The sequence below is a fragment of the Actinomadura scrupuli genome (assembly GCF_050971785.1).
GTDB classification, from domain to species: domain Bacteria; phylum Actinomycetota; class Actinomycetes; order Streptosporangiales; family Streptosporangiaceae; genus Actinomadura_E; species Actinomadura_E scrupuli.
In genome coordinates, this window is sequence record NZ_JBPCCU010000010.1 from 241149 (window position 1) to 254550 (window position 13402).

10 protein-coding genes and 1 tRNA gene are annotated in these 13402 nt (G+C 67.8%); 8 read left to right on the forward strand and 3 right to left on the reverse strand.

The window, feature by feature from the left end:
* The first annotated feature begins 69 nt into the window (after positions 1–69).
* Complete coding sequence (locus ACRYCC_RS35385; protein WP_433818291.1) at positions 70–879, forward strand: hypothetical protein; 810 nt, start codon at positions 70–72, stop codon at positions 877–879.
* Between the two features lie 328 nt (positions 880–1207).
* On the opposite strand, the gene ACRYCC_RS35390 is transcribed toward ACRYCC_RS35385, so the two are convergent.
* Positions 1208–2641, reverse strand: coding sequence for a hypothetical protein (locus ACRYCC_RS35390; protein WP_433818293.1), 1434 nt, complete (start codon positions 2639–2641; stop codon positions 1208–1210).
* A 651-nt stretch (positions 2642–3292) separates the two neighbouring features.
* Here ACRYCC_RS35390 and ACRYCC_RS35395 point away from each other — a divergent pair.
* Positions 3293–4312 (forward strand): helix-turn-helix domain-containing protein, encoded by a 1020-nt coding sequence (locus ACRYCC_RS35395; RefSeq protein WP_433818294.1) that lies wholly within the window; start codon positions 3293–3295, stop codon positions 4310–4312.
* 872 nt (positions 4313–5184) lie between these two features.
* Here ACRYCC_RS35395 and ACRYCC_RS35400 read toward each other — a convergent pair.
* Positions 5185–5258 (reverse strand) — tRNA-Ile (locus tag ACRYCC_RS35400).
* Positions 5259–5419: 161 nt separating this feature from the next.
* Here ACRYCC_RS35400 and ACRYCC_RS35405 point away from each other — a divergent pair.
* From ACRYCC_RS35405 to ACRYCC_RS35425, 5 genes are all read left to right on the forward strand, one after another.
* Positions 5420–6118, forward strand: a complete 699-nt coding sequence (locus ACRYCC_RS35405) for an LppX_LprAFG lipoprotein (RefSeq protein WP_433818296.1) — start codon at positions 5420–5422, stop codon at positions 6116–6118.
* A complete protein-coding gene (locus ACRYCC_RS35410) occupies positions 6115–7653 on the forward strand; it encodes an MFS transporter (protein WP_433818298.1) in 1539 nt (512 codons plus the stop codon). Before ACRYCC_RS35405 ends, ACRYCC_RS35410 begins: the two co-directional genes overlap by 4 nt.
* Positions 7654–7705: 52 nt before the next feature.
* A complete protein-coding gene (locus ACRYCC_RS35415; RefSeq protein WP_433818299.1) occupies positions 7706–8362 on the forward strand; it encodes an HD domain-containing protein in 657 nt (218 codons plus the stop codon).
* Between the two features lie 172 nt (positions 8363–8534).
* Positions 8535–9935 (forward strand): WS/DGAT/MGAT family O-acyltransferase, encoded by a 1401-nt coding sequence (locus tag ACRYCC_RS35420; protein ID WP_433818460.1) that lies wholly within the window; start codon positions 8535–8537, stop codon positions 9933–9935.
* Positions 9936–10182: 247 nt separating this feature from the next.
* Entirely contained in the window at positions 10183–11562 is a 1380-nt protein-coding gene (locus ACRYCC_RS35425; RefSeq protein ID WP_433818462.1) for a WS/DGAT/MGAT family O-acyltransferase, read from the forward strand.
* Positions 11563–11585: 23 nt separating this feature from the next.
* On the opposite strand, the gene ACRYCC_RS35430 is transcribed toward ACRYCC_RS35425, so the two are convergent.
* Complete coding sequence (locus tag ACRYCC_RS35430; protein WP_433818464.1) at positions 11586–12494, reverse strand: carbohydrate kinase family protein; 909 nt, start codon at positions 12492–12494, stop codon at positions 11586–11588.
* A 145-nt stretch (positions 12495–12639) separates the two neighbouring features.
* Here ACRYCC_RS35430 and ACRYCC_RS35435 point away from each other — a divergent pair, with 145 nt between their 5' ends.
* On the forward strand, positions 12640–13395 hold the full coding sequence (locus ACRYCC_RS35435; protein ID WP_433818300.1) for a class II aldolase/adducin family protein: 756 nt from the start codon (positions 12640–12642) through the stop codon (positions 13393–13395).
* Positions 13396–13402: the final 7 nt, after the last annotated feature.

Below are 13402 nucleotides of genomic sequence, written 5' to 3' on the forward strand. Positions count from 1 at the left end.
CAGCCGACCAAAGATGTGTTCCCGTACTCACCAGGCCATGTAGGCGCCATGTCGAGAAGAGTGAGATGAATGGAATTCAAATTCCCAATGGGCCATACGGATTCCGTGACGCTTGCTAGCAACGCACGTCGGGAGAGTGCAATTCGCCAAGCTCGCTCAATCTTTCGAAATTATCCTACGGTACCCCTACGGGACCTTTTGAAACACGAAGGCGCCACTAGCATTAACATACTCGACCTCTGCTGGACTCAGCACCTGCGAGGCACTCTGGAAAAACTAAACGTTACCGAAACAACACAGTTGCTTAGGCTCTCAGCAAGGGACATCGTGAGGGCGCCCGGCAGTGGGGCCAACACTTCGATTAATCTCATTATAATTCTCATCCTCGCCCTAGGCGGTGAGTACATTAGATCCCCTCGTCCGGAGAAAGAAAACAGAGATCGACTGGAAAACAACCACCTAGATTTCCTCTCTTTTAGTGCCACAAAAGCGGATATCTTTGATCGTTTTGTCAATTTGAGCAGTGCATGGAAAAGTCAAACAAAGGGCGTCGAGGATGAACTTGCAGGATTGATCGTTGAAGAATACCAAATGTATTCAATTTCCGAGATTCTTGGTCTTGAGGAAGATGCCCGCACACCTAGGTCCATAACCTGTGATGACGTTCGACCCTATTGCCTCAGTGCTAGATCTCAGAAGTTGCTAGCAAATCCCAAACTTACCAAGTCACGAGATCTCACAAAGACAATCGTCGGTGACTTTGAAAAAATTCCTGGCATAGGCCCAACTGTTGCACGAGAAATAATTACAGCGCTTCTCAGAGCCGTCGCACAACAACTCGTAGATCGACCGACTGGTTCGATGGAAACGAGCTTCTGAGGAGCAGGGAGGGTCGGATGAAGAGTAAGTGGTGCGTCAACTGTCATACCCCGATGCCGCTACATGCTGAGACCGGTGCTCGGGGTCGGGACATCGCATGGATGGTTTACTGCAAGGCATGTGCCGCCCTGGTCGACGGCAAGATGGAACTCGTCATGGCGCGACCGGACGGGACATCGATCGATATCTATCGATGCCGTTCCTGTGGGACGCCACGATCCTGCCGGCCCGGATGGCGCACTTAGTGCATGGTTTGCCTCGACGAGCGGACCAACCCTCCCGATGACGCCACGGTTGAAACGGATCCGCTTGATCTGCTGGGACGTCATCAAGTATCCGCCGAGTCTGGCCCAGGTAGAGTGTCTTGACTAAACGTCTGATGGGTATAGTGCCTGGCCTTTGAGCCCCGGTCCCTGGTGCGCTTCTGGCGTCGGCCGACGGATTCTTGGCTACGCTCTACTGCTACGACGGTGCTTTGCCCGCCATCGATGCTTCGCTCGACCAGCCGCCGGAGGTCCCCAGCTGTGGTGCCGACCGTTCCAACCAATCCGTATTTGACCATCTCGACGAACTGGGTGGCGACTAGATAGCGCTCTACCTGTTTGTAGCCGAGAATCCGTGCTTCACTGCCGGTACGTGGACCACGGGTGCAATCGTCCGCCAGCAGGAGGCGCACGTAGGAGAGCGGAAGGTACATGCCGGGGACGAGCCCTTCGACGGGACGGGCCACTGAGTCCGTCGGCCAGTAGGCGAGTTTGAGAAAGCACGCGTCGCCTCCCATCCGCCACTCGCTCGGCTTCGCAGGAGACCTGCTCATCCGCTCCACATCTTCAAGTCGGTCGAGTTGTCTCCTGAGCCGCCCATCCACACGTATGGATCGGTGAATCGGATCGAGGCGCTTGTACTGGACGAGGACGAAACTTTCGGTAGGTTCGTGATAGTAGATCATGTCGGTCCCGAGGCGCGCCTCGACTGGGGTCGCGTTGACGTTTGCTACCTCAAGCCTTCTGCCAGTTCCGTCCTGTAGTACGTGGACGTCACACCGTATCTCGTGTGCTTGCTGCCAGTCGCTGAACATGTCGAAGGCGACCCCGGCGACGCGTATGTCGTGATCGATCAAGCTGTGCTCAACCGGCTGGGGTATGAGCCCGGCAAGATAGGGAGCATCTCGGGATAAGGGCCTTCGCCATGCCGCTAGTGCGGACTGTGGAAACTCGGCTATCCGGAGAAGACTTCTGGTGGCATCCTGCTGTTCCTGCCAAGACCGGTCCGCGAGGTCAGCGCTATCAAGCATGGGAGGAGCCGCCTGAGCGAGGAGCCAGTCGAGTAGCCCATCCAGACCTGAGTGCCGTCCTCGAAGTGCGGCCTCCAGCGCTTCCCACACTTCGTGGCTGCATTCGCCGACGTCACCCAGACGAGAGTTTTCATCGAACTCCTCGCGCAGCGATGCGGACATGTAGCTGAGCAACCCCTCCTCGCCATCGAGTGGGACCGCCTCCATGCACTCTCGGAGGGGATCGATGGTGATGCTCCTGTCCACGGCTCCAACGATGTTGTGCTGGGCCACAACGCCCATCCAGCCAAGCCGTCGCTGCCTCTGGGTTTCGCCTTCCTCGCTCAGCACCAGGACCATCGGAAGACCACTGCCCGAGCCGTTTCCCGTCCTCCCTTTAGGGAGAGCCTTCGTCAGCCGTTGCTCTGCTCTCAGTCTGTTATGGATAGAAGAGAGTTCTGGAGCGGCGAGCGTCACGATGTAGACCACGCGCGGAGCGTACGGGACTCAGCGGCGTCGGTCATCCGAATCGCACAATGCTGATCGAATCTGAGGTCTTCCATCTCCTCCAGCGATCCGCCGCCGTCTTTTCGCCGGTCAACCCGGCGCACGTAGTCACTGACTATGCGAGATTGCGGTCCTCCACTGACCTGACCCACAGCTGGGCCATGGTGATCACACCACGTCGAATCGGCCGACTATAGCGATCATGCAGTCGCTGGCGTGCCGTTGCCCGCGCACGGGTCTGCGTGGCTCCCCGTTGTCGAGTCGAACCCATGCCGTTTCTTGACCAACGATTGAAGAGCGGGCCTCTATCTGCGGCTGGCGGCGGATCACAAGGCAGGAGCTCTTGATGGGCTCCCGGGGCAGCTCGACGACCCCTGCGCCGGGATTCCGTCCAATGTTCGCACTCGCTACGCGGCAGATCAGTGCATTCGCACTGCTGATGCTGCCGCAGCAGCCAGCCGCCAGGGCGCATCGGCGATCGCCGCCCCGCGCGGCCCCACCATCCGGCTAGCACAGCAACGATAGCCACCACCGAGGCCCGCCAGCGCATCACGGTGACCCAACCAACTAACCGGCGTTAGCTTAACGCCGGTTATGCCGCTTCCGCTCCGCGACGAGCGGAGAAACGGCCGCATGTACGTCCTTGACGCCGCCGATCACCACCAAAGCCACGTTCACGTATCGCCTGTAGTCCTGGCCCGCCTGCTCAATCCTGTCAACGGTTCGGCGCTTGTTCGAGTCCTGGCGGCTCATCGGGACTTTCCTCTCTTGTGCGGGGTGGCTGCGTCGGATTCACAGATCGAGCGACGCCTCGTGTTACGGTTTTCGAGCTTCCCCGTGTTGCCGGTGAAAAAGTATCAGCAACACAGTTCACAAGGAAGGCGTGTTGTCGTGAAATCCGGATCGGGTTCGGCGGTGGCGTTCGGCCGCGTGCTGCAGGCCGTACGTAAGCACCTGTCGAAGAACCAGGCCGACGTCGCCAGCTCCTTCGAACCCAAGCTCTCCGTGGCCGCCGTCTCCATGGCCGAGAGCGGCAACCGCCCACCCAAGACCGAGGCGATTGTCCGGGGCTACGCCGCCGCCCTGGAACTCGACGAGGATGCGCTGCTCGATCTCTGGTGGGCGATGCAGGGGATGGTCGCACTGGAGAGCCGGGCCGAAGAGCGCATGGTCAAGCAGTGGTGGCGCGAGCTGAGGCCAGGTTGGGACGCCTCACACGACCGTGACCGCGCCAAAGACGCCGCCAAGGCGAAGCGGACTCCGAACGACGACTATTACGCGCCTTCGGCGGCCCTGTTCGCCCTCGCCGACGCGATCTGCGGGATCCTGGCGCGCATGCTGGGCGATTCGTGGAAGGCTAGCTATAAAGCCGAGATCGGCCTCCGTGAGCCTTTCGACGGCTATCTCGCAGTGGTCAATATCGAGCTGCAGGCCTACGAGTCTCTGGAGATGATGGCCACCTTCGCGTGCCCTGAGCCCGTGACACGGCCCCTCCCGGCCGAACAGATGAGGACGAAGCCTCAGGGAGGCGACGTCGGATGGATCCTCAATGCGCTGATGGCGATGCCCGCCCGCGAACGAGCGGCAGTCGCCGGGTTCATCCACGGTCTGCGAGAGGGTTCCAGCCTCTACGGAGCCGGCGAAGACAAGTAACGGCGCCACCGACCACGAATCAAGGCCGTGGCTCAGCGGTCAGCGTGGGCGGGCCACCGAGTCCGAACGCCTGGCCCGCATTATGCGCACGCCGTCGGCCCGCAGGCGAGGGAAAGCACCGCCACGCTGACGCCGGTCCGCCAAACGGGATCCTCGGCGAGCAGCCTGATCCACCACACGATGAGCAATGCGGCGCTGGCAGCGATGCCTCAGCAGCGACCTTCCACGTGTTCTCCCCCAGGCGAGACGCGGCGAACCCCTCCGCACCAGTGCCATCGTCAGATGCCGATCAGGGGCTGATGCGTGGCCGATACGGTCCACGGTCATCAACCCCCAATGCGTGGTGGACGAATCACGTCAGGGCAAATCGGCCAGCGATGACGATTATGCAGCCGCTGCCATGGCGTCGGTCGAGCACGGGTCTGTGTGGCTCCCCGTTCGGGGTTCGAACCCGTGCACGGGAGGCGGCCTACCGGCCAGCCCGCGCGGAACGGCCTGGCTTGACCGGGACGGCCATCACCTATCTCTGCTCGTACGCCACGGAACGACCCGGCAGCATTCGGCACGAAGCCCGCCTGCCGCCACTGGATCAAGATCCGAGGTGACCCCATGGCCGCACGGCGGAGCCAGCCAACGCTGCTATCGCATCGTGCCGTGCTTGGTGCCTCGTACCGAGCGGTCGAACGGAACAGCCACCGCCGCCTGACCGGTCCGTACCCGATGAACATCGACGGCCGGGGACCGCCCACGGCGCCATGATCAACCCCGGCCCGACCCCACGAGCAAACATGGAGCAAACACGGGAAACAAATCACCCGAAACCTGACACAGGCATATCGGATAAAAACTGGATACGACCAGCTCAGAATGGGTGGGGCGGGCGGGACTCGAACCCGCGACCGATGGATTATGAGTCCACTGCTCTGACCAGCTGAGCTACCGCCCCGTACAGCACCGCGGCCTCATCCCCGTCCGCAAGACCGCCCGGCGCGGCCATGATAGCGGCGGGCGCTCGCGGCGTGCCACCACGAACCCATCCCGCAGAGCGACCCTCGGTAGCCCTCCAGGAGGATGACGCATCAGGTGACCCGTCGGTAGGGTCCCTGCATGCCGTCAATCCGCGCCGTAGCCGTCACCGCCGCCCTCGCCCTCACCGCCGTCACGGCCTGTTCCGGTGGCGGTTCCGGTGGTGGCTCGGGTGAGAAGCTCCCGGCGGGGGCGGACCTCATGAAGCAGTCGTCCACCGCGATGGGCCAGATCACCAGCATGGGCTTCGCGATCCGGACGGACGGCAAGCCGTCCCTCCTCGTCCGGAGCGCGGACGGCAAGCTGCTCAAGAGCGGCGACGCCACCGGCACCCTCCAGGTCGTGCAGTCCGGGGCGACCGTGGAGATGGCCTTCACCGTGCTCGGCGACAGCGTCTACCTCAAGGGCGTGACCGGCGGTTACCGCAAGGTGCCCAAGGCCCTGGCGATCGCGTTGTACGACCCGTCGGCGATCCTCGATCCGCAGCGCGGCATCGCCCCGCTGCTGGCGAAGGCGTCCGGTCCGAAGGCGGAGGCGAAGGAGAAGGTCGGCGGCCAGGAGGCGTACCGGGTCAGGGCGACCCTGCCGAAGGACTCGGCGGCGGCCCTGGTGCCGGGGGTCACCCAGGACCTGACCGGTCTGGTGTGGTTGGGGGTGACCGACCACCGGCTGCTGAAGGTGAAGGCGGACCTGCCCCCGGCGGCGGACGGCGGCAAGGGCACGGTGACCGTCACCTTCACCGACTTCAACGGCAACTTCAAGATCACCGCACCGGCGTGACGACCTCCCGGAGGGTCGCGATCGGGGTGGGCGGCGCGGTCGTCCTGCTGGCCGCGCTGGACGCCTACGTGATCACGACGGTCCTGTTCGACATCGTCAAGGACCTGTCCATCCCGGTGAACCACCTGGAGCGGGTCACCCCGGTGGTCACCGGGTTCCTGTTCGGCTACGTCGCCGCGATGCCGCTGCTGGGCCAGCTGTCGGACCGGTTCGGCCGCCGTCCGCTGCTGCATCTGTGCCTGGCGGGGTTCGCGGCCGGTTCGCTGGTGACCGCCGTCGCCGGGGACGTCACGGTGCTGGTCGCCGGCCGGACCCTGCAGGGCGTCGCGGGGGGCGCGCTGCTGCCGATCACCATGGCGCTGGCGGGCGACCTGTGGGAGGAGCGGCAGCGCCCGGTGGTGCTGGGCGCCGTCGGCGCCGCGCAGGAGCTCGGCAGCGTGCTGGGACCGCTGTACGGCGCCGGGGTCGCCGCGGCCCTGGGCTGGCGCGGCATTTTCTGGATCAATCTCCCGCTCACGGTGCTGGCGATGGTGGCCGTCCAGTTCACCGTTCCGGGCGGGAGGGCGCGGCAGCGGTCGGTACGGCCGCGGATCGACGTGGTCGGGGGCCTGTTGCTCGCGACGGCGCTGGGACTGCTGGTGGCGGGCTCCTACAACCCCGAGCCCGACAAGGGGGCACTGCCGTCGTGGGGCCCGCCCGTGCTGGCCGCCGGGCTCGCGGTGATCGTGGCGTTCGTGGTCTGGGAGGCCAGGTCGCCGGTGAAGCTGCTGGACCTGACCGGTGTGCGCCGGAGGCCGCTGTTCGCCACCCTCGGGGTGAGCCTGCTGTCCGGCGCGGCCCTGATGGTGACCCTGTGGGCGGTCCAGCTGACCGCCCAGACCCTGCTGAGGAAGGACGCGGTCGGCGGTGCGCTGGTGCTGGTCTGGTTTCTCGTGGCGCTGACGGCCGCCGCGGTGCTGGGCGGGGTGCTGGCCCGGTGGGCCGGGGAGCGCTGGACCGCCGTGGTCGGGATGGCCGTCGCGGCGGCCGGTTATCTGCTGATCGCGGGCTGGCCGGTCGATCCGTCGGCCGCGCAGTACGGGCCGCTCCCCCGGATGGGCGTGGACCTGGTGATCGCCGGGCTGGGGCTCGGGCTGGTCATCGCCCCGGTGTCCTCGTCGGTGCTTCGGGTGGTGCCCGCCGCCCAGCACGGTGTGGCGTCCGCGGCCGTGGTGGTGGCCCGGATGATGGGCATGCTGCTCGGCCTGGCCGGGCTGTCGGCATGGGGCTTCCACCGTTTCCAGTCGCTCACCCACGACCTGGTCATGCCGCTGCCGTTCGGAGTGGCCAAGGACGAGGCGAAGCGGCAGCTGCAGGACTACCTGGCGGCCGTCGACCGGGCCCTCCACACCGAGTACCACGAGATCTTCCTCATCGTGGCCGTGCTGTGCGCCCTGGGCGCCCTCACCGCGCTGCTGCTCGACGGCCGTCCGAAGCCCGGAGAGGCGCATCCCGTGCCCGCCCTGGACGAGGAGCCCTCGGCGTCACTCGGCTGACCCCGGCCGCCGGCGTACGCGGGCCGGGCGGACGGCGTGCCATCATGAACCCATGGCCGCCGACCCGCGCAGATTGCTGGTAGAGGACAGTCCCCTCCCCGACGGCCTGGACGCCAGGCTGGCCGCGCAGTTCGGCTTCCTGGTGGAGATCGATCGGCTCAAGACCGTGCTGCGGCAGTCGCCGCTGGCGGCGGCCGACCGGCGGGAGAACGACGCCGAGCACTCCTGGCATCTGGCGATGATGGTCGTCCTGCTGTCGGAGTACGCCGACCGGCCCATCGACGTCGGGCACACCGTCCAGCTGGTCCTGGTGCACGACCTGGTGGAGATCTACGCCGGCGACACCCCGCTCTACGACGCCGACGCGGGCCTGGATCAGCGTGCGCGCGAGGAGCTCGCGGCCGACGAGCTCTTCGCCCTGCTCCCCCGTGACCAGGAGCGGCGCCTGCGGGCGCTGTGGGACGAGTTCGAGGAGCGGCGGACCCCCGAGGCGCGCTTCGCCAAGGCGATGGACCGCCTGCAGCCCCTGCTGCTGAACTGGATGGCCCAGGGCGGCACCTGGAGGACGCCGGGCGTCACCGCCGATGACGTACGGGCCCGCAAGGCGGTGATCGGGGACGCCTCCGCCCCGCTCTGGCGGGCGGCGCGGCACCTGATCGACGAGGGCGAGGCCCGGGGCTGGTCCACCGGCGCCACGCCCGTGGGCTGAGCGGCGGCCCGGGGAGGGACCTTCCCGGGCGAATTGCCGACTTCCGGGTCCGCGGCTGCGGCCAGGAGGATTGCTTCTGCCCCCGGCCGGTAGGAGTGTGGGAGAGGCCGCACGACTGATCAGTGACTGATCTGCGACAACGACGGCCGGAGGAGGTTCTGCGGTGGAACGGATGAGCGGCCTGGACGCCGGGTTCTACTTCGCCGACGGCCCGGACAACCCTTTGCACATCGCCTCGGTGACGGTGTTCGAGGGCCCGGCGCCGTCCTATGGCGACCTGGTCCGGCTGATCGTGTCCAAGCTGCCCCAGGTCCCCCGGTACCAGCAGCGGGTCCGTACGGTCCCGCTCAACCTCGGCCGGCCCGTCTGGGTCGACGATCCGCACTTCCAGATCCTCTACCACGTCCGGCACACCGCGGTCCCGGCGCCGGGCAGCCCGGAGCAGTTGCGCAACCTGGCCGGCCGGGTGCTGTCGCAGCGGCTGGATCCGGCCAAGCCGCTGTGGGAGATCTGGCTGGTCGAGGGGCTCGAGGACGGCCGCTGGGCGGCGATCACCAAGGTCCACCACTGCGTGGTCGACGGCGTCGGGGGCATCGACCTCATGACGGCGCTGTTCGACCTCAGCCCGGACACCGCTCCCCTGGAGCGGGAGACCGAGCGGCCGGACGCGCTGAAGATCGTGCCGCCCCCGGAGCCGTCGCAGCTCTCCCTGCTGGTCGACGGCGTACGGGGCACCATCGCCGAGCCGCTGCGGCAGCTCACCGCGCTGCCCGGCGCCGCCCGTCAGCTCGGTGACGGGCGGGCGCTGCGGAGCTTCGCCTCGGGTGTGCCGCGCACGATCGGACGGCTGACCCGGCCGACGACGGGGTCGCTCACCGGGGCCGTCGGGCCGCACCGCCGCTGGATGTGGGAGCACGCGACGCTCGACGAGATCAAGCGGATTCGCAAGGCCTTCGGCGGCACGGTCAACGACGTGATCCTCACCGCGGTCACCCGGGGGTTCCGTGATCTGCTGGAGGCGCGCGGAGAGCTCACCGGTTCCACGCTCGTCCGCACCCTGGTGCCGGTGTCGGTCCGCGGGGAGGACGAGGCCGGGAAGGTCAGCAACCGGGTCTCGGGAGTGCTGGTCAACCTGCCCTGCGGGGAGGAGTCGGCCCGGCGGCGGCTGTTCCTGATCCGCAGCCAGATGGACGACCTGAAACGCACCCACCAGGCCAACAGCGGCGACGCCATCGCCAGGCTCGCCGGCTTCGCGCCGACCCTGCTGGCGCTCGGCTCGCGGGCGGCGCTCAAGCGCAGCCAGCCGGTGGTGCAGACCGTGGTCACCAACGTGCCCGGGCCGCCGTTCCCGCTGTACGTCCTGGGACGCCGGATGGTGGAGCTCTACCCCTACGTCCCGCTCGGCATGGGCGTCCGGGCGGCCATCGCGATCTTCTCCTACGAGGGGACGCTGACCTTCGGGCTCACCGGCGACTTCGACGGGATGCCCGACCTCGAGGTGCTCGGCCACGGGATCCGGGCCGGCTTCGACGAACTCACCGAGCAGGCCGCGGAGGGGGCCCCGGCGACCTGACCGTTTCAGGCCATCCGGCGGCCACGGCCGGAGCTTGTTGCTCTATGGGTGATTGGCCCATCACCGAACGGGCATCTCCTGTCCCATCACCCCCCGACGAGAGTCGCCCCGAAGGAGCTCATAAGGATCAGTCAGTGCCGAGGGCACGACCGTTCTCCCCTGCTCGGTCGGAGCGCCACCGTGCTTGCAGGTGTCCTTATCCCACCCCGGAGCCGGGCGGCGGAGAGTTTGGTGATCCGTGCATCAGATGAGCGGCCTGGACGCGAGCTTCTATCTCCTCGAGGACGAGAACACCCCGCTGCACGTGGCGTCGGTGATCGTCTTCGACGGGCCCGCCCCCTCGTACGGGGATCTGGTCCGGCTGATCATGTCGAAACTGCCTCAAGTGCCGCGGTACCGGCAGCGCGTCCGATCCATCCCGCTTCACCTGGGCCGGCCCGTCTGGACCGACGATCCGCACTTCCAGATCCTCTACCACATCCGTCATACGGCGCTCCCGTCTCCCGGCAGCGACGAGCAGCTGCGCAACCTCGCCGGTCGGGTCCTCGGCCAGCGGCTCGACCCCAGCAAGCCGCTCTGGGAGATCTGGCTGGTCGAGGGCCTGCAGGAAGGACGCTGGGCGCTCATCGCCAAGGTCCACCACTGCATGGTCGACGGGGTCGCCGGCATGGACCTGATGACTGTGATCTTCGAGATGAGCCCGGACCCGGCACCGCTGCCCGAAGCCGAGGAGTGGAAGCCGAAACCCGAACCGTCCGGGACCGCGCTGCTGCTCAACACCGTCCGGCACTCCCTGGAGCAGCCGCAGAGCGTGGTCAACGACGTCCTCCGGCTGGCCCGCAACGCCGGCAACACCCGGGAGCTGGGCGGCTTCGCCGTCGGCCTGTCGCGCGCGCTCGGCAGGTTCCTCAGCCCGTCCGCGGCCTCCCTGAACGGGCCGATCGGCCCGCACCGGCGCTGGTGCTGGGTGCAGGGCGATCTGGGCGAGGTACGGACCATCCGCAAGGCGTTCGGCGGGACGGTGAACGACGTGGTCCTGGCCGCGGTGACCAGCGGCTTCCGCGATCAGCTGAACGGCCGCGGGGAGCTGGCCCCGGACACGGTGGTGCGCACCGCCGTGCCGGTGTCGCTCCGGACCACCGACGAGAAGGGCCAGCTGAACAACCGGGTGTCGGCGGTGTTCGTCAACCTGCCCTGCGGTGAGCCGGACCCCCTCGAACGGCTGGCACTGATCCGCAGCCAGATGGACGATCTCAAACGGACCCGGCAGGAGATCAGCACGACGGGGATCACCCGGCTCACCGACACGGCGGTGGCCCCCGCGCTGCTGGCGCTGGGCGCCCGCACCCCGGTACGGCTGCGCAACCCGATCGTGCAGACCGTGACCACCAACATCCCGGGGCCGCCGTTCCCGCTCTACTGCCTGGGCCGTCAGGTCGTCGAGATGCACCCGTACGTGCCGTTGACCGGCGGCATCCGCATCGCCACCGCGATCTTCTCCTACCTCGGCAAGCTCAACTTCGGCCTCTCCGGGGACTTCGACGGCATGCCCGATCTGGAGATCCTGGCCAAGGGCATCCGCGCGGGCTTCGACGAGCTCCTCGAACTCGCCGCCCGTCCCTCCTAATCCCCGCTCCGGCCCGGGGCTGGTCAGGGAAGGAGGGCGAGGACCGCGTCCAGGTCGGTGAGGCAGGCGTCGGAGCCGAGACCCTGGGCGACCGTCGCCGCCGCGGCGGTGCCCCAGCGGGCCGATTCCAGGACATCCTTCCCGTGCACCAGCCCGGTGATGAAGCCGGCGCAGTAGGCGTCGCCGCAGCCGGTGGTGTCCACCACGTCGACCTTCAGGGCGGGCAGCCGGGTGAGGCCCTCCGCCGTGGCGATGAGGCTGCCCTCGTCGCCGAGGGTGATGATCACCCCGCGCGGGCCCTGGCCGAGCAGCCGCCGGGCGGCGGTCTCGGGGTCGGCCTCGCCCGTCATAGCGAGGGCCTGCTCCTGGTTGGGAAGGAAGAAGTCGACATGGGGAAGGAAGGCCGCGGTGGCCCGCACGAGATCGGTCAGGTTGGACAGCAGGTCCATGGTGACCACGGTGCCGCCGGCCCGGGCCGCCGTCAGCACCTCGAAGAAGGCCGGATCGTTGAGGGCGAAGGTGACGTCGGGGCCGCCGAGGTGCACGACGTCGGCGGCGGCCAGCAGGGCCGGGTCGACGTCGGCCGGGGAGACGGTCAGGTTGGCGCCCGGCACGTGGAAGGACGGCCGCCCGCCGTCCGGCCGGATGGGCAGGATCGAGGCGCTGGTCTGGTCGGTGCCGCGCCGGGCCAGCCGGCCGACGTCGACGCCGTGCCGGGTCATGACGGCCACCAGGAAGTCGCCGAGCTCGTCGTCGCCGATGGCGCCCACCGACACGACGTCGTTCCCGAGCTTGGCCAGGTCCACGGCGGTCCCGGCGGCCGAGCCCGCGGCGGTGAGCCGGATCTGGTCCACCAGCACGGTGTCCTGGCCGGGCGGAATCGCCTCCACCGGGCGGGTCAGCACATCGACGATGTGCACTCCCAGGGTCACGACGGTCAACACGCACTCCCAACGTCACGGCGCCCGCCACGAGCCCGGCCGGCCCGGCCCCCCGGCCGCTGACCGGGGGCGGTGCCCCGCCACGGCGGTACGGGTCGTAGCGTACGGGAGATCATTCAACGTGAGAAGGATTCATATGCTGTTGGCGGAGGAACGGCGCGAACTCTGCGCGATCGGGCGGCGGATGGCCGAGACCGGTCTGGTCACCGGATCGGCGGGCAACATCAGCGTCCGCTCCGGAGACCTGGTGGCGGTCTCCCCCGGCGGGCTGATGCTGGACCGGCTCACCCCCGGCGACTGCCCGGTGATCGACCTCGAGGGTCACCTGGTGGAGAGCCGCGCACCGGGCGAGGGCGGGGACTCCCCCGGGGGCACGCGCCCGGAGCCGCGCGGCCTGGGCGAGCCGCCGGGCGCGGCGCCGGCGCCGCGCGGGGGGCGGGCGCGGCAGCCGTCCTCGGAGACCCCGATGCACCTGGCCCTGTACGCCGAGACCGGCGCCACGGCGATCGTGCACACGCACTCGACCTACGGGGTGGTGGTCGCGACGACCATGACCGAGCTGCCGCCGATCCACTACAACGCGCTGCTGCTCGGCGGTGTGGTCAGGGTCGCCGAGTACGCCACGTACGGGACGCCCGAGCTCGCCGCGAACGTCCGTACCGCGATGGCCGGCGGCAAGCGGGCCGCCCTCCTGGCCAACCACGGCGGGGTGGCCATCGGCCACGACCTGGAGGACGCCTACGAGGGGGCCCGGCTGCTGGAGTGGCTGTGCGGGGTCTACGTCCGGGCCAAGATGATCGGTGAGCCGCGCGTCCTGACCGACGAGGAGCTCGGCCAGGTGATCGCGCGGGCCGCCCACCCGCCCACCTTCCCCCACCTCACCCCTTCGTGATCATGCA